We start from the raw sequence: 16855 nt of genomic DNA on the forward strand, positions 1-16855 counted from the left end.
GGATACGCTGTTTTTATTATACCGTCAATCCCGTGGCTTCGTCCAGACCCAGCATGATATTCATGTTCTGCACCGCCGCGCCCGACGCGCCCTTGCCGAGATTGTCGAACAGGGCGGTCACGATCGCCTGCCGCGCATGGCCGCATACGATCAGCCTCAGGCTGTCCTTTCCCGCGAGCGTATTGGCGTATATAACCGGCTCGTCCCCGCCGAACGGAGCGACCGTGACCAGCCGCTGCCCCTCGTAGTGCGCTTCCAGCGCTTCCTGTACGCGGCGAGCGTCCACGCTGGGCAGCATGACCGTCGTCGCCATGCCCTTGTAAAAATCGCCCACAACCGGCACAAATACCGGCGGCTGGGTCAGGCCGCAGACATACTCCATTTCCGGCAGATGCTTATGCTGCAGGTTCAGGCCATAAATCCGCTCGGAGGCATGCCGCGGGTCGCGGTTTTCATCCTCGTATTCTGCGATCATTTTTTTCCCGCCGCCCGAGTAGCCGGTCAGCGACGAGCAGGTGAACGCAAAATCCGCGGGTACCACCTCCCGCGCGACCAGCGGATACACCGAGGAGATAAACCCGCTCGCGTGGCAGCCTGGATTCGCCACCCGTTTGGAGGCCGCGATCGCAGCCCTGTGCGCCTTGGACAGCTCTGCAAAGCCATAATCCCAGTCCGGCTCGGTGCGGTGCGCGGTCGAAGCGTCGATTACGCGGGTCGTTTCGTTCTCGATCAAGCTGACCGCGTCCCGCGCCGCCGCGTCCGGCAGGCAGAGGAATACGATGTCGGCCGCATTGAGGAACCTGCGGCGCTCCTCGGTGTCCTTGCGTTTGTCCTCGTCGATCAGCAGCAGCTCGAGGTCGTCCCGCCCCCCCAGCCGTTCATAGATCTGCAGGCCGGTGGTACCCTCTCTGCCGTCGATATAAACCTTTGGTTTCATCCGTCTTTCTCCGTTTTCATTCCGCCTGCGCCTCGCGCTCCGCGGCCTCGATCTCCTCGTACGCTTCCACAGGCCCCTTATTGCCGTATACGATGGCGAATACGCCAGGAACATATTTATCAAACATGTTGAAGCCCACATAAGTCATGCGCCGGACTATCTCGTCCGCCAGCGGCTCGTTTTCCTCAAAGCAGCCCGCCACCCGATAGCAAAGCTCCCCGTCGTTCGGGTCCATCTCAAAATTGCCCAGCAGCAGCCCCCAGTTCGCCCGATTCAGGTAAAGAGCGACCGCGTCCCGCTTAGCTTCCGGAATATTCATCGGCAGGATCGTGGTAAACAGCGCGGTCGTTTCGTTGACAATGCGTGCGGTGAACGACACGTCCGGCGAAACCTTGGTGTTCATCTTGAAGCGGATGCGCTGCTCCTCCTCGTCGGTGGCGAAGTTCAACTCCTCTTCTTCATATACCTGTGCGATATCCTCAATATACATACAAAATCCTCATCTGTTTATGTTTCGTTTTCCACATCGGCGATAAACTTTTCGATCTTGTCGATCTGGCGGGCGACCTCCTGCGGTGCCGGACCACCGATCACCTTGCGTTCAGCCACGCAGGTACGCAGGTCGAGCGCGTCGTAAACATCATCCCCAAATTTATTGGAGATCGCGGCAAAATCGCGCATGGTCATGGTTTCCAGCGTTTCATCCGCCTTGATGCACTGGTTGACCAGCCGGCCGACCGTTTTGTACGCATCGCGGAAAGGCATGCCCTTCTTAGTCAGGTAGTCCGCGCAGTCTGTTGCGTTAATGAAGCCTGCGGAAGCTGCCTTGCGCATGTTGTCGCGGCGCAGCGTCATGGTGGAGAACATGGGGGTGAACACCTCCAGGCACTGCTTTACCGTGTCGATCGCGCCGAACACAGCCTCCTTGTCCTCCTGCATATCCTTATTGTATGCCAGCGGCAGGCCCTTGAGCACGGTCAGCATGGTGGTTAGGCTGCCGTACACACGGCCGGTCTTGCCGCGGATCAGCTCACACACGTCCGGATTCTTCTTCTGCGGCATGATGGACGAGCCGGTGGAATACGCGTCGTCCAGTTCGACGAACTTGAACTCCCATGAGCACCAGGAGATGATCTCTTCAGACAGGCGGGACAGGTGCATCATCAGGATAGATAGCGCGGAGAGCAGCTCCACGCAGTAATCGCGGTCGGATACGCCGTCGAGCGAGTTATCGGTCAGCCGCTTGAAGCCGAGCTGCTGCCGGACGAACTCGCGGTCGATCGGATAGGTGGTGGATGCCAGCGCGCCCGAGCCGAGCGGCATTTCATCCATGCGCTCGTAGCAATCCTGCAGGCGGGTGATATCGCGCTTCAGCATGTTGGCATAGGCCATCATGTAGTGTGCGAACGTGGTCGGCTGCGCGCGTTGCAGGTGCGTGTAGCCCGGCATGACCGCGTCCAAGTTCTCGCGGCTCTTTTTGGCGAGCGCTTTCATAAACGTACAGATCATGGTGATGATCTCGCGGATTTCGCTCTTGACGTACAGGCGCATATCGAGCGCGACCTGGTCGTTGCGCGAGCGTCCGGTATGCAGCCGCTTGCCGGTGTCGCCGATGCGCTCGGTCAAAAGCTGCTCGACATTCATGTGGATATCCTCATAATCGAGAGAAAACTCCACATTCCCCTCCTCGATATCCTTGAGGATTCCCTTCAGCCCTTCGACGATTTTTTCCGCCTCGTGCGGCTCGATGATGCCCTGCCTGCCCAGCATGGTCGCATGCGCGATCGAACCGGTGATGTCTTCCTTATATAAACGGCAGTCAAACAGGATGGACGAATTAAAGTCATTTACCACCAGATCGGTTTCCTTTTGAAACCGTCCTGCCCATAATTTTGCCATATCTCGTTACCTCACAAAACACCCGCAGGGCGGCACGTTCGGACATGCCGCCCCACGATATCCTTTCTTACTTTTCAACCGACGGGAAATGCTCGCCGGTCTTTTTGTACAGCATCTGGTCGTTGAGCGCGCGCACCTTGAGCGGCAGGCCGAACAGGTTGATGAAGCCGGCCGAATCCGCCTGGTCGTAGCAGTCGTCCTCGTTAAAGGTGGCCATATCCTCGGAGTACAGGCTGTACGGCGAGGTGACGGACGCCGGAATGATATTACCCTTGTACAGCTTGAGCTTGACGTCGCCGGTAACGGTCTCCTGCGTGGAATCGACGAACGCCGAAAGCGCCTTACGCAGCGGGGTGTACCACTGGCCGTTGTAGACCAGGTCGCCGAACTTCATCGCGACCTGCGCCTTGTAGTGCGCGGTCTCCTTGTCGAGCGTGATCTCCTCCAGCTTCTGGTGCGCCGCATACAGCACCGCGCCGCCCGGCGTCTCGTATACGCCGCGGCTCTTCATGCCGACCAGGCGGTTCTCGACGATATCCAGGATGCCCACGCCGTTCTCGCCGCCGAGCTTATTGAGCTTTTCGATGATTGCAACCGAATCCAGCTCCTCGCCGTCCACCGCGGTGGGTACGCCCTTTTCGAAATGAATGGTAACGTAGGTCGGCTTATCGGGCGCCATCTCCGGAGAAACTCCCAGTTCGAGAAAGCCCGGTTTATTGATCGGCGCCTCGTTGGAGGGCAGTTCAAGGTCGAGGCCCTCATGGCTCAGGTGCCACAGGTTCTTATCCTTGGAATAGTTGGTTTCCTTGTTGATCTTGAGCGGGATGTTATGCGCCTCCGCGTAGGCGATCTCCTTCTCGCGGCTGTTCAGTTCCCAGAAGCGCCACGGCGCGATAATGTCCATCTGCGGGGCGAACGCGTGGATCGCCAGCTCGAAACGCACCTGGTCGTTGCCCTTGCCCGTGCAGCCGTGGCAGATCGCGTCCGCGCCCTCCTGCAGCGCAATCTCAACGATGCGCTTGGCGATGATCGGACGCGCGAACGAGGTGCCAAGCAGATACTGCTCATAGGTTGCGCCCGCCTTCATGGTGGGGATAATGTAGTCGTCCACGAACTCCTTGGTCAAGTCCTCGATGTACAGCTTGGACGCGCCGGTCTTGAGCGCCTTTTCCTCCAGCCCGTCCAGTTCGGTACCCTGGCCCACGTTGCCGGAAACCGCGATGACCTCGCAGCCGTAATGCTCCTTGAGCCACGGAATCAGCACCGAAGTATCCAAACCGCCCGAATAGGCCAGTACAACCTTGTTATATTTCCTTTCCATGTCTGCTTACCTCCGTAATCCGTCGTTTTTTTGACTTTTCCATTATACCCCCTATCCCTGCATTTGGCAAGAAAAATTTATAATTATTTTATATAGTGAATATTTATTCATATTGTGAATCGATATTCCGAAAGAAAGTCTTGCACTTTGCGCAAAAACGTACTATTATAACTATAAATGCACTGTGTCAAGACAGATGCACGGATTGAATAAAAGCGCATGGCATCCATGCGCAAAGGGGCGTTTTCGCAATGACCGAAAAAAATCTGACCATGCTGACCGACTTTTACGAGTTCACAATGGCGAACGGGTACTTTGAAAAAGGCATCGCCGACCGCCGCGCTTATTTCGACATGTTCTTCCGCCGCGTGCCGGACGGCGGCGGCTACGCCATCATGGCGGGCGTGGAACAATTGATCGACTATTTCAAAAACCTGCATTTCACCGAGGAGGATATCGCCTACCTGCGCCGCCGCGGCTGCTTCTCGGAATCCTTTCTCAATTACCTGCGCGAATTTGAATTCGCGTGCGACGTATGGGCCGTGCCGGAGGGTACGCCGGTTTTCCCCGGCGAACCCCTTGTCACCGTGGCCGGTCCCATGATTCAGGCGCAGTTCGTGGAAACCATGGTCCTGCTCACCATCAACCATCAGACGCTGATCGCCACCAAGGCCAGCCGCATCACCCGCGCCGCGCAGGGGCGCACCGTGCTCGAATTCGGCTCCCGCCGCGCGCAGGGCTACGACGGCGCGATCTATGGCGCGCGCGCCGCTTATATCGGCGGCTGTCAGGGGACGGCGTGCGTGCTGGCCGATCGGGATTACAAGATCCCCGCGGGCGGCACGATGGCGCATTCCTGGGTGCAGATGTTCGACAGCGAATACGAGGCGTTCAAGGCCTATGCGGACATTTATCCGGACAACTGCGTCTTTCTGGTCGACACCTATAACGTCCTCAAATCCGGCGTTCCGAACGCGATCCGTGTAGCGCAGGAAATGGTCAGCGAGTACGGGATCCGCCCGCGCGGCATCCGTCTGGATTCGGGCGATATCGCCTACCTTTCGATCGAGGCGCGTAAAATGCTGGATGCGGCGGGTTTTCCGGATATGCAGATCATGGCCTCCAACTCGCTGGACGAATACCTGGTGCGCGACCTTCTGGTACAGGGCGCGCAAATCGACTCCTTCGGCATCGGTGAGCGGCTGATCACTTCCAAATCCGAACCGGTGTTCGGCGGCGTATACAAGCTCGCAGCCGTGGAAAACGGGCAGGGAGAGATCGTCCCCAAGATCAAGGTTTCCGAAAACGTGGAAAAGATCACGACCCCACACTTCAAGCAGGTATACCGCCTGTTTGACAAAGCGACCGGCAAGGCGCTGGGCGATGTTATCACAATCCATGACGAGGTCATCGACGCCGCCCTCCCCTATGTGCTGTTCGACCCCATCCATACCTGGAAGCAGCGCGTGGTGTCCGATTATACCGTGCGCCCGCTGCGCGTGCAGCTGTTCCAGGCCGGCAAATGCGTTTACCAGAATCCGGCGATCAGCGACATCCGCAGTTACTGCCTTGCCGAGCTGGACACGCTCTGGGAAGAGATCAAGCGCTTCGAGAACCCGCAGACTTATTTCGTCGATCTGTCCCGCAGGCTTTGGGACTGCAAGCACGAGCTGCTGGAATCCTGCCGTATTTAAACCGAAATGCAAAAAGAGCCTCCCTCACGGGAGGCTCTTTGCTTTCGCTTTCAAAACAGGCTCGCCACGCCCAGCACGCCATTGGAGGCAACCAGCATGATAAGCCCCGCCGCCACGACGCCGCCCGCAATGGAGAGCAGCGCTTTCCCCTTTGGCATTTCGAGCAGCGTCGCGATCAGCGCGCCCGACCATGCGCCCGTCCCTGGCAGCGGCACCGCGACGAACAGGAACAGGCCGATCCGCGCATACTTGGTAACCTGATCCTTTTTGCTTTCCAGCTTCGCCTTGTAGCGGGTGACGAAGCCGGTAAACGGCCTGAGCGTCCCCACCCAGTCCAATACCTTTTCCCCGAAAAACAGCGCGAACGGAATCGGGAGCAGGTTGCCCAGATAGGCCAACGGCAGCACCTCGTACCACGGCATGCCCGCCGCCATAACGCCCAGAGGCACCGCGCCGCGCAATTCCACCAGAGGAACCATGGAGATGATAACAACAGCCAGCTCGCGGCCAGCGCCGAGCAGCCATTGAAACAAACTATCAAACATCGGTTTTCCATCCTCCAAAGCCTGCAAACTATTGCTTATGATACCCTAAAAACCGAAAAAGAGCAATACCTTAAAAAAATTTTACATTTGACAGCCCCTGCCGCCGGATGTATACTGTGGATACATCGATAAAAAAGGTATTTGGAGGCGGTTTTCCATGCCCCGCAGAAAAAACGACTCTCCTGCCGCCGGATGTATACTGTGGATACATCGATAAAAAAGGTATTTGGAGGCGGTTTTCCATGCCCCGCAGAAAAAACGACTCTCCTTTCCCCGGCAGTAATACGCTGCTCGTCCTCGCCATGCTGGAGGACGCAGACAAATACGGCTACCAGATCATCCGCGAGCTGGAATGCCGTTCCGACCAGACCTTTTCCATGAACGAGGGGACCCTGTACCCCATCCTGCACAGCCTGGAAGAGCGCGGCGAGGTGCGCTCCTACGAAAGGGAATCCACGGCGGGGCGGCTGCGCCGGTATTATCAGCTCACCCGCCAAGGCGTCAAAACACTCGCGCGGTGCCGACGCGAGTGGGAAAAATTCTGTAAAAGCTTCGGCAAGGTGGTCGGGGGTGAGGCGTGTGTCACCAAATGAGCGCATCAGCCTGTTTCTGGACCGCGTATGCGCCCATCTTCTTTGGCCGCCGTACCGCGCACGGGTGCGGCGCGAGCTGACCGACCATCTACTGACGCGCATGGAATATCTGCAAAACGACCGCGGCTTCAACGAAGCGGAGGCGGTCGAGCTGGCGGTGCGCATGCTCGGCGATCCGGACGCGCTCGGGCGTAGCCTGCGGCACGCCCGCTTTCCGCCGCGTTATCTTTGCTGCCTGATCGCCACGGGCCTGGTTTGGGCGGCGATCGCCGCCTGTGTGGTCTATCTTCTGCTGCAGCTCCAAATTTGAAAAGCGTTCTGCACGGACCGGTCGCAGAACGCTTTTTTCATATTCTTTTCTCCCGCGCCAGAGCGAGCAGCTTGAGCAGCGTCTGCACTGCACAGGCAATCAGGATAACCCCGAACGAGATCGCACCGGACTCCTTCAGCACCAGGCTGCCATACTGCGCAAACGCCGCCATATCCCCCCGGACAAGCGCCAGCGTGGTATAATACAGGTCGCCGCCCGGGACGAGCGGCACGAGCATCGGCACCAGCAGCGTCAGGACCGGCGTTTTGAGCAGGCGCGCCAATACCTCCGCCAAGGCGGCTGTCGCGAGCGCGGCGGCAAAAAACGCGGCGACGCGGTCCTCATAAGCCCACAGGGCGAGCAGGTAAAACCCCCAGTTTGCCGCGCCGCCGAGCAGGATGGTCACCAGCCGGCTTCCTGAAATATGGAACAGCAGGCCGAAGCCCAGCGCACCCACGGCTGCCATGCCGACCTGCACCGCCATTTCCCCGGTCATACCGCACCTCCCAGCTGCAGCAGCACCAGTGCGCAGCCCGCCGCAATCGCAATCGCGCGCAGCAGCGCTTCACACGCTCCCAGCAGGCCGCTGATCGTATCGCCCACGATCATGTCGCGCAGCGAATTGACCAGCGCGATCCCCGGTATCAGCAGCATAATGTTTCCAATAATAATCTTATCCAATGCCTGCCCCAATCCGGCTTCCACGGTTATCACCGCGGCCAGACACATCGCGGCCGCGCTCAACACGGTCAGCACCAGCGGCTGTAACGCAATACGCGCCCCCATGCGCCCGATCGCGTACAGCACCATGCTGCACAGCATCGCCGCCAGACCATCCCGCACCGAACCGCCGAAAAACACGGCGAACGAGCCGGAAATAACCAAATATGCCAGCGGGATACGCCACGGCATATCGTCCCGCATGGTCCGAATCGCTTCCACCCGCGCGCGCAGCTCCTCCAGCGGCAGCGGCGCGCCGCAGACCGCACGCGAAAGCGCGTTCACCGCCTCGATGCGCCGCATATCGGTTTCCCGCCGCAGGATGCGGCGGGTCTGCGTCAGAACCGCGCCGTCCTCTGCCTGCGCCGTGACGATCATACTGGCCGTGATGGTCAGCACATCCACCCTGCCAAAGCCATATGCCTGTGCCATACGGCGGATCGTGTCCTCCACGCGCGCCACCTCGGCCCCTGCGGTCAGCAGCAGCTCACCCGCGTCAAGGATCGCGCACAAAACCTGTTCCCGTTGTTCCATTTCAGCCCCTTCACTCTGCCGGCGTCCGGTCACAGCAGCGGCGCAAACAGCCGCAGCACACTGGCCACGATAGACCGCAGCCAAGGTACCTTATGCAGCCAGGCGTCGTCAATGCGCCGGCTCACATTGATCGTTTCCAAAATATCCTGCTTGACCGCATGCACGACCGAGCTGTTGTAAAAGCAGGTCGCGCACTCAAAATGCAAGAAAAAGGAACGGAAGTCCATATTGATCGTTCCGACGACCGCCGTATCATCGTCCGATACGATGCACTTCGCGTGCAGGAAGCCTGGGCGGTATTCATAGATCTTGACGCCCGCGCGGTGCAGCTGCTGGTAATAGGAGCGCGTAATCATATAGACCAGCTTTTTATCCGGAATCCCCGGCGTCAGAATCCGCACATCCACGCCGGACTGCGCCGCGATGGTCAGCGCCGTGATCATCTCGTTATCCAACACCAGATACGGGGTCGTGATATAGACGTAATCGCGCGCGTTGTGGATGATCTGCAGGTAGGTCGATTCGCCGACGTTCAAATCGTCAAGCGGCGAATCCGCGAACGGCTGGACATAGCCGTCCTCCGGCATTTTCATCGTCGGCAGGTAGGCGTTGAGCGGCGGCACGGGCTCGCCGGTCACATATTCCCACATCTGCAGGAACAGCGAGGTCATGTTGACCGTCCCTTCGCCCCGCAGCATGATGCCGGTATCCTTCCAGTGGCCAAAACGCACCTTCTCATTGATATATTCATCTGCCAGGTTGATGCCGCCCATATACCCCACATTCCCGTCTATAATCATCATTTTGCGGTGGTTGCGGTAATTAAGGTAGGTGTTGAGCGTGGGGATAAAGCGGTTAAAGCGCACCGCGCGGATGCCGAGTGAAGCCAAGAAGCGGTCGTAGTTCTGCGGCAGCGTGGCGATCGAACCCACATCGTCGTACAGGATGCGCACATCCACGCCCTCGCGCACCTTTTCCTGCAGGATATCGAGGATGGTATTCCACATGATGCCTTCCTCAATGATAAAATACTCCAGAAAAATGAATTTATGCGCCTGCCACAGCTCCTCGCACATGGAGGCGAACATATCCTCGCCCACGCGGAAATAATGCGCCTCGGTGTTGGTCCAGGCCGGCATGCCGTCCAGCGCAGTGATATAACGGGCGCGCGCCGCGTGGCGCGGATCCTCCTGTGCGAGCGCCTCGGTCGCCGGCATCAGGCGGTATTCGGTGAAATCCGGCGGCTGCGGTTCGTACTTATGCTGAGTGCGCGCGCGGTTAAACGGCGTGTTGCCCCACAGCAGGTAAAACAGGCCTCCGAACAGCGGCAGCAGCAGGATAACGATGATCCAGCTGATCTTATAGGTCGGGTTATCATATTTACGGACAAGCCAGATCACGATGATGACGCTCAGCACGGTCAATATCCGTGGCGCCCACAGCCAGCGCCCGCTCATCCAGCCCACGCTGTACATGACGATCACCAGCTGCGCAACCAGCAGCAGGCCGCCGACCACACGCCGGTCCGCCAGGATCCGTCCCAAAATTCTGCGCATAACCCGACTCCTTTCTCCATAAACTTTCCTGTATAGCATCATATCGCACCATTCCGCAAAAGTCAATGCGCACGCATTGCCCAGCCGGAAAAACTATGGTATAATAGCCGCAAAGCGGCTATTATACATTAATTTCACTTCATTATACCACCAGCAGCACTTTGCGGTCACTTCAGGCGAATAAGTGCTGGCCGCTGTGATATAATAGCGCCGCAAAGCGGCCGAGCCGCCTTTTTCCCATGCGTGTATCTTCGCCGCCGTAAGGCATGCCGCTAGCCCGCATCACCCCAGAACCAACATAAGCAAAGGAAGGAACACAAATGCCACATACCCCCGTGCCTGCCGGCGAGCTGAACGCCCGCCTTTCCCGACTGCGCGCAGCATTGGCACAGCACGATCCCGCGTGGTCCATGACCATTCTGGACAACAAGATCGATCTTTATTACTTCACCGGCACCATGCAGGATGGCGCGCTCATCGTCACGCCCGACCAAGCGGTGCTGTTCGTCCGCCGTTCATTCGAATGTGCCAAACGCGAATCCGCTTTTGCGGATATCCGTCCGCTGAGCAGCTTCCGCACGGTTGCGGAGGCGTTCCCCGCCATCCCCGACCGTGTCTATGTCGCCGCGCGCACCATGACGCTGCAAAAACTTTCTATGTTGCAGAAATATTTACCCTTTACGCAGCCGCAGCCAGTGGACGGCGTCCTCGCAGGCCTGCGGGCCGTCAAAAGCGCCTATGAGCTGGACTGCATGCGCCAGTCCGGCGCCCTGCACCGCTTCGCGCTGGAGGAGATCGCCCCCGTCCTGCTGCGGGATGGCATTAGCGAGGCGCGGCTGTGCAGCGAGGTCAGCACGGTTCTGCTCGAGCGAGGTTCGATGGGTATTTCCCGCTTCAACCAGGCGATTGCAGACGATGTGCTCGGCGTAGCCAGCTTCAGTGAAAACAGTCTGGCCGGCTGCGGTCTGGACAGCCCCACCGGTACGGCCGGCACCTGTATCGCCATGAAATCCATCGGCTCCTCCGAGCGGCGCCTGCGCGAGGGCGATATTGTGCTGCTTGACATACCGAACGGCTATCGGGGCTACCATACGGATAAAAGCATTGTGTTTTTCTACGGTTCCCTCTCCAAGCATCCACAGAGCAAGCTGATCCGTGCCGCGCGCGAACAATGTGTATTCCTCGAGAACGAGGCTGCCGCCATGCTGCGTCCCGGTTCGGTGCCATCCGAGGTATATGGCAAGCTGTGCGCCTGCGTTGACCCCGCGTTCCGCGCGGGCTTTATGAGCGGTTGCAGGTTCTTCGGACACTCGATCGGCCTGACTATGGACGAATCGCCCGTCCTCGCCAGGGGCTTCGACGAGCCGATCCGCGCCGGCATGACGTTCGCGGTCGAGCCAAAGATCGCCCTGGAGGGGGTCGGTCTGGTTGGCTGCGAAAATACCTACGAGGTCGTCTCCGACGGTCCCGCCCGCTCGCTAACCGGCGCGTGCGACACCCCCTTTGAAATCAACGGCTGATCCGGCCGCAAAGCAAGGAGTTCTGCTATGTATCCATTCGCTCTTATCACCGATTCGACCATCGATGAGACCGCCGCCTACTTTTCACAGAACGACATTGGCTGCGCGCCGCTCGCATTTACGATTGACGGGCGCACCATTGAGGAGGACTGTGGGCAGACCGTTTCATTCCACCAGTTTTACGACCTGCTGCGGGAGGGGAAACTGCCCGTCACCTCGCAGGCAAAGCTGGAAACGTTTCTAACCCTTTTCCGCACCGCGTTGGAAGCCGGGCAGGACGTGCTGTACATCGGCTTTTCCTCCGGCCTTTCGGGTACGTTCCACGCGGGCTGCATGGCACGCGACGAGCTTGCCCCGCTTTTCCCCGCGCGCAAAATCATCTGCATCGACTCCCTCTCCGCGACCGGCGGCGAATACCTGCTGGTCGATAAAGCCCGTGAAATGCGCGACAGCGGATGCACCATCGAGGTGACTGCCGCCGCGGTGGAGCAGATGCGGCTGCATGTGATCCATCTGATCACGGTCAACGACCTGGGCCACCTGCACCGCGGCGGGCGGCTGAGCAAGACCTCGGCCGTGGTTGGCGGGCTGCTTGGCATCAAGCCGGTCATCTGGGTTGACTATGCGGGTAAACTCGGCGTCGGCTGCAAGGTCCGCGGCCGGCAGAAATCTATTTCCTACCTCGCGGAACGGACGCTGCGCGAGATGACCGACCGGAACCAGGTTGTGCGCATCTGCCACGGCGACTGTCTGGAAGACGCCCGCCAACTTGCCGCGCTGCTCGACGCGCACGGCGTCCGCTCGGACATCCGCTACATCGGCACGGTCATCGGCTCGCACACCGGCCCTGGCGTGCTGACCTCCTTTTTCTTTGGCGGCGACAGAAAACCGGAATAAGCGCTGCGGCCTATCCCACGGGACAGGCCGTTTTTCCTGCCCCGCGCGGGATAACAACGCCTCCCCCGCTGGCATAGACTGCCCTGAAGGAGGTTTTTCTTATGAATCAATCGGCGACCCTTGCGGTCGTCGGCGGCGACGTACGGCAGGCTTATCTGGCCTCCCTGCTGCGCGCCGACGGCCACACGGTGCGCACCTATGCGCTTGAACGGCGCCCCGTCGAGGGCTGCGCCGCTGTCAGCGACCCCCGCGCCGGCTTTGCGGACGTACAGGCGGTGATCCTGCCGCTTCCCATCCAGCATGGCGACGCTCAACTCAACGCCCCGCTCTCCAACGCCCCGCACCCGCTCGCGGATATCCTGGACGCGATTCCGGCGGGTACGCTTGCCCTTGCCGGCTCGGTCCCGTTCTGGGTACACGCCCGCGCCGTGCAGAACGACCTGCGCCTGCTGGACTACTTATCCCGCGACGAGCTTGCGATACGCAACGCGGTACCTGTTTCCTTTGGTTATAGGCCGGTTCGCCGCCGCGAACAGTAAAGCAGCCCCAGGCGCATCGCTGCGCCCGGGGCTGCCCTTCCGTTTTAATCGTGCGGCCGGCGGTAAAAATTGCCCGCCACTTGGTCGGTTTTCAGGATATTGATAAACGCATGGGGGTCGATATCGCGCACGACGCGGGTGATCTGCTTGACCTGATCGCCCGCGATGACCGAATACAGCATATCCCGCTCCTCGCCGTTATACAGGCCGGTTCCGTGGAACAGCGTCGCCCCGTGATGCGTCGTATCCTTGATCTGTTCGTATACCTCCTGCGCCCGATTGGAAATGATGAACAGCGTGGTCCGCTTAAAGCGCGGGTCGAGCATATGCACAACCTGCGTGGAGGCAAACTGGAAAATGATCGAATACAGCGCCTTATCCCAGCCGAACAGCAGGCCGGCCACGGCCAGCATCCCGCAGTTGGCAAAAAAGATGTAATTCCACGCGTCCACGCCGAGCCGCTCGCTCAGCGCCACGGAGATGAAGTCCGTCCCCCCGCTGGTCGCGCGCCCCAACAGGCACAGGCTGATCGCCAAGCCGTTAACAATGCCGCCGAAAATACAGACCAGCAGCACATCGTTGGTCAACGGCATGGAAGGGATCAGGTCGGTCAGCACGCTCGTCAACGCGATCATCAGGCAGGAATACAGCGTAAAGCGCTTCCCGATCAGCCGGAAGCTGACCACTGCCGGAACCACGTTGAGGAGCAGGTTGATTGCGGTAAATGGCAGGGAAACACCGGCAAACTGCTGCGCGCTGCGCTGGATGAGCAGCGTCAGCCCATTGAAGCCGCCGGGAAACAGGCCGCCCGCGTCCACAAAGCTTTTAATGTTGACCGCCATCACCACGGACGCCGCCACAATCAACAGCAGCCGCCTGGGCTGCTCCCCCCAGGATTGCCCCCGTTCCAATCCCCCCTGCTTTCCCTGTTGTTCCGTTCCAGACATTTACGCCCCCACCTTAACTGAAAAATGCGCAGCAGGCCCGCTGCAGGTATAGTATACCACAGCGGCCGCCGGAAGTTAAGCAAAGGCGCGTCCGAAACGACCTGTTTTTGCGTTACCCCTCTTCGTCCTGTCGGCTCAGATAGTCCAGGATCGCCTTGATAAAGCGTCCGTTGCTGATTCTGCCCCGCATCCTGACCGCCATCTCGCCAAAATACCGTTCCAGCACGGACGCCTCGCAGTCTTTCCAGATCTTTTTGACCGTATACCGGATGTCCCGCTCCACATTTGCCGGCGTTGTGTCGCGTTTGCGCGCGATCGCCGGATAGATCTCCTTGGTCAGGCCGCTGTTCTTCCGCCGGCAGGCGCAGACCGCGTCGACCGTATAGGCGTAGCCCTTGGAATCGGTGCGCAGGTCAAAAGCCTTAAACACCTGGTCCACCTGCTTCCGGAAGCGGGTTTCCTCGGATAATTCCTTTTCCCGTTCCTCCATGCCTGCCGCCCACAGCCGGATATGGTCGTACAGCGCGTCCTCCTTCAGCGGCTTGCGCATCATATAATCGATGGACAGCACGTTGCATTCGGCAAGCACCTGTGCCCCTTGGAACGCGCTGAGCAGAAGAATCGTCTCTTTCCCGCCCTGCTCCCGAATGCGGGAAGCCACCGTCAGCCCATCCACATGGAACAGATCGGTATCCAGCACAACCAGCCCGGGCCGCGTATCGCGATACAGTTCCAGCGCCCGCGCCCCATCCTCGGTCCATCCGGCTAGCTCGATCTTCCCGTTCTCCGGCAAACGGCGCGCGACATATCGGGAAAGCTCGCTGTCCGCACAGGCCAGCAAAACGCGGAGCTTTTGTTTTTCATCCGCCATCTTTGATCTTCTCCTATGGCCACTTTCCTGTTTTTCGGCCTTATATTTCTCTGTTCTATATTTTTACATATCTCTTCCATTGGTTCAAGTGCCAAAAAGATTTATTTTTCTCAAAATATCGACACAAATCGACAAAACTATCCCCTGACTTCCGTCTGCGGCAGGGCGGCGCGGACAGAAAGAGCGGGTTTCCGCAAGGCGGAAACCCGCTCTTATTTTTTGCATTAGGTATCCGGTAGCAGCGTGCAGCGTATGTCCTCCGGCCGCAGGCCAGCTCCGCGCCTGGGCGGCGCATATTGCAGCCGGAACGTCACCGCCAGTCCACGCAGCCGCACCAGAACTCCCCCCTCCCCAATGCGCATCTGCTCCAAAAGCTCGCCGTACACCGCTTCACACCGGAGCGCCTCGGTTTCCAGGAACGCCCGAAGCGCCGTCCGGCCATCCCCTGTGCGCGCCGCCTGCCACTGTGCCTCCAACGTCCGCTCCTGCCCGTCCAGACGCGCGAGCGCAGCGTCATAACGCGCGCGCAAGCTGTCCAGCTCCTCTTTTGTGATGCTGTGTCCCAGCCATGCGTCCAGCGCGTCCCCCCGCCGCTGTAGCACGCGCTGCCTTCGCTCCTGCAGGCGCTCCAACGCCACAGGCACGCCGCCGTCCTCCGCCTGTTCCACCAATTCGGCCGTCTCGCGGATCAGCCGGCCGACGTCCAGCCCCAGCCGTTCCACCACCACGTCCATGCAGGTGCAAAGCGCCTGGTGAGGCATCATCCGCATATCGCAGCCGTCAGGGGTCTCCCGTCCATCGGTATGCCGCGGGCCGTGCCTTCCCCGTGCGGCGCACACCCAATACCGGTATACCTCACCTCCCGCGCGCCGCCGCCGGCGCGGAACGAAGCGGCGGCCGCAGGCCGCGCAAATGAGCTTTCCCGAGCACCAGTACCGGCGGACGCAGCGCCGTCCCTGCGCGCCGGCCGGTGCGCGGCGCGCAAGCTCCTGCTGCGCCTGCTCGAAAACTGCGCGTGGGACGATCGGCTCGTGGTGGTCGCGCAGGTATATCTGCTCCTCCTCCCCCCGATTGACCTGTTTTTTGTGATCCAGGAAATCCGGCGTATACGACTTTTTCTGCAGCAGGTCGCCACAGTATTTTTCATTCCGCAGCAGACGCAGCACCATCGTGGAGGACCACGGCTTCCCTTTGGCGCGGGGCGGCTCGACGCCCGACTCGGACAGCTCCCGCGCGATCACAAAGGTTCCTTTCCCCTCGTTCAGAAATTTGCGGTATACCAGCCGGATCACCTCCGCCTCGTCCTCCTTCACCGTCAGCCTGCCGCGGAGCAGGGAAAAGCCGTAGATATTGTTGCACCCGAACACCACGCCGTTCTCCATGGAGCGCCTTTGCCCCCATTTGACCCGCTCCGAGGTCTTGCGGCTTTCCTCCTGCGCCACGCTCGCCATAATCGTCAGGCGGAACTCGCCGTCGTTCTGACGAGTATCGATCCCGTCATTGATGAATACCACGCCCACCCCGTACCGCCGGAGCCGCCGCGTGCAGGCCAGCGCATCCACCGTGTTGCGGGCGAAGCGGGACACCTCCTTGGTCAGGATCAGGTCGATCTCCCCCTCCTCCGCGGCAGACAGCATCTGCTGAAAGGCCGGCCGGTTGCGCGCGGCGGTGCCGGACAGTCCCTCGTCCGCATACACCCGCGCCAGCTCCCAGTCCGGCTGGCTGCCGATATACTCCGCGAAATAGCGGCGCTGGTTTTCCAGGGAGTTCCTCTGGTCGTCCTGCGATGTCGATACGCGGCAGTACGCGGCGACCCGAAGCTTTGCGCCGGTCACCGTTCGCCTGCGCGCAGCTTATCCAGCGCGCGGTCCAACTGCGCCTCGTTGATCTGTCCCGCTTCACGCAGCTTCTTCAGCAGACCCGTCTTGACCGCCCTGCACAGGTTCTCCCGCTCCTTTTCCTCCATCCGCAT

18 protein-coding genes are annotated in these 16855 nt (G+C 59.8%); 6 read left to right on the plus strand and 12 right to left on the minus strand.

The genetic code is table 11. The features are described from left to right. Positions 1-16: 16 nt before the first annotated feature. The 4 genes from argC to DBQ51_RS04045 form a co-directional block, all read right to left on the minus strand. Complete coding sequence (gene argC, locus DBQ51_RS04030) at positions 17-937, minus strand: N-acetyl-gamma-glutamyl-phosphate reductase (protein ID WP_107630842.1); 921 nt, start codon at positions 935-937, stop codon at positions 17-19. 16 nt (positions 938-953) lie between these two features. After that, on the minus strand, positions 954-1427 hold the full coding sequence (locus tag DBQ51_RS04035; protein WP_054326870.1) for a YbjN domain-containing protein: 474 nt from the start codon (positions 1425-1427) through the stop codon (positions 954-956). Positions 1428-1444: 17 nt separating this feature from the next. After that, the gene (argH, locus tag DBQ51_RS04040) at positions 1445-2836 is read right to left on the minus strand and encodes an argininosuccinate lyase (RefSeq protein ID WP_054326869.1); all 1392 of its coding nucleotides are present in this window, start codon (positions 2834-2836) and stop codon (positions 1445-1447) included. A gap of 67 nt (positions 2837-2903) precedes the next feature. Next, positions 2904-4157, minus strand: coding sequence for an argininosuccinate synthase (locus tag DBQ51_RS04045; RefSeq protein WP_054326868.1), 1254 nt, complete (start codon positions 4155-4157; stop codon positions 2904-2906). A 251-nt stretch (positions 4158-4408) separates the two neighbouring features. Here DBQ51_RS04045 and DBQ51_RS04050 point away from each other — a divergent pair, with 251 nt between their 5' ends. Beyond that, complete coding sequence (locus DBQ51_RS04050) at positions 4409-5851, plus strand: nicotinate phosphoribosyltransferase (protein ID WP_107630843.1); 1443 nt, start codon at positions 4409-4411, stop codon at positions 5849-5851. A 50-nt stretch (positions 5852-5901) separates the two neighbouring features. Here DBQ51_RS04050 and DBQ51_RS04055 read toward each other — a convergent pair whose 3' ends face one another. Continuing rightward, positions 5902-6396: a COG2426 family protein gene (locus DBQ51_RS04055; RefSeq protein ID WP_054326866.1), complete on the minus strand. Its 495-nt coding sequence runs from the start codon at positions 6394-6396 to the stop codon at positions 5902-5904. Positions 6397-6638: 242 nt separating this feature from the next. On the opposite strand from DBQ51_RS04055, the gene DBQ51_RS04060 reads away from it, so the two are divergent. Both DBQ51_RS04060 and DBQ51_RS04065 read left to right on the plus strand, forming a co-directional pair. Further along, entirely contained in the window at positions 6639-6989 is a 351-nt protein-coding gene (locus tag DBQ51_RS04060) for a PadR family transcriptional regulator (RefSeq protein WP_054326865.1), read from the plus strand. Next, complete coding sequence (locus DBQ51_RS04065) at positions 6976-7299, plus strand: permease prefix domain 1-containing protein (RefSeq protein ID WP_054326864.1); 324 nt, start codon at positions 6976-6978, stop codon at positions 7297-7299. The genes DBQ51_RS04060 and DBQ51_RS04065 overlap by 14 nt, the downstream gene beginning before the upstream one ends. Positions 7300-7336: 37 nt before the next feature. Here the strand turns inward: DBQ51_RS04065 and DBQ51_RS04070 are convergent, their stop codons facing one another. From DBQ51_RS04070 to cls, 3 genes are read right to left on the minus strand one after another with little or no spacing between them, the layout of a single operon-like run. After that, a complete protein-coding gene (locus DBQ51_RS04070) occupies positions 7337-7795 on the minus strand; it encodes a threonine/serine exporter family protein (RefSeq protein WP_107630844.1) in 459 nt (152 codons plus the stop codon). Next, positions 7792-8553 carry a threonine/serine exporter family protein gene (locus tag DBQ51_RS04075; protein WP_054326861.1) on the minus strand — a complete coding sequence of 254 codons (762 nt, stop codon included), beginning with the start codon at positions 8551-8553 and terminating at the stop codon, positions 7792-7794. Before DBQ51_RS04075 ends, DBQ51_RS04070 begins: the two co-directional genes overlap by 4 nt. Before the next feature lie 29 nt (positions 8554-8582). After that, a complete protein-coding gene (gene cls, locus DBQ51_RS04080) occupies positions 8583-10109 on the minus strand; it encodes a cardiolipin synthase (RefSeq protein ID WP_159068064.1) in 1527 nt (508 codons plus the stop codon). 320 nt (positions 10110-10429) lie between these two features. Between cls and DBQ51_RS04085 the strand changes: the two genes are divergently transcribed. The 3 genes from DBQ51_RS04085 (at position 10430) to DBQ51_RS04095 (ending at position 13065) form a co-directional block, all read left to right on the plus strand. Then, positions 10430-11629, plus strand: coding sequence for a M24 family metallopeptidase (locus DBQ51_RS04085; protein WP_054326859.1), 1200 nt, complete (start codon positions 10430-10432; stop codon positions 11627-11629). Positions 11630-11656: 27 nt separating this feature from the next. Next, positions 11657-12526, plus strand: coding sequence for a DegV family protein (locus tag DBQ51_RS04090; protein ID WP_107630845.1), 870 nt, complete (start codon positions 11657-11659; stop codon positions 12524-12526). 101 nt (positions 12527-12627) lie between these two features. Next, a complete protein-coding gene (locus DBQ51_RS04095; RefSeq protein ID WP_107630846.1) occupies positions 12628-13065 on the plus strand; it encodes a dipicolinate synthase subunit A N-terminal domain-containing protein in 438 nt (145 codons plus the stop codon). Positions 13066-13109: 44 nt separating this feature from the next. Here the strand turns inward: DBQ51_RS04095 and DBQ51_RS04100 are convergent, their stop codons facing one another. The 4 genes from DBQ51_RS04100 to DBQ51_RS16465 form a co-directional block, all read right to left on the minus strand. Further along, positions 13110-14012, minus strand: a complete 903-nt coding sequence (locus tag DBQ51_RS04100; RefSeq protein ID WP_107630847.1) for a YitT family protein — start codon at positions 14010-14012, stop codon at positions 13110-13112. A 112-nt stretch (positions 14013-14124) separates the two neighbouring features. After that, positions 14125-14883 carry a sporulation initiation factor Spo0A C-terminal domain-containing protein gene (locus tag DBQ51_RS04105; RefSeq protein WP_054326857.1) on the minus strand — a complete coding sequence of 253 codons (759 nt, stop codon included), beginning with the start codon at positions 14881-14883 and terminating at the stop codon, positions 14125-14127. Between the two features lie 224 nt (positions 14884-15107). Then, positions 15108-16718 carry a recombinase family protein gene (locus DBQ51_RS04110; RefSeq protein ID WP_107630848.1) on the minus strand — a complete coding sequence of 537 codons (1611 nt, stop codon included), beginning with the start codon at positions 16716-16718 and terminating at the stop codon, positions 15108-15110. Then, positions 16715-16855, minus strand: coding sequence for a hypothetical protein (locus DBQ51_RS16465; RefSeq protein ID WP_153802380.1), 141 nt, complete (start codon positions 16853-16855; stop codon positions 16715-16717). The genes DBQ51_RS04110 and DBQ51_RS16465 overlap by 4 nt, the downstream gene beginning before the upstream one ends.

The sequence above is a fragment of the Agathobaculum massiliense genome (genome assembly GCF_900291975.1).
Lineage (GTDB): Bacteria > Bacillota > Clostridia > Oscillospirales > Butyricicoccaceae > Agathobaculum > Agathobaculum ammoniilyticum.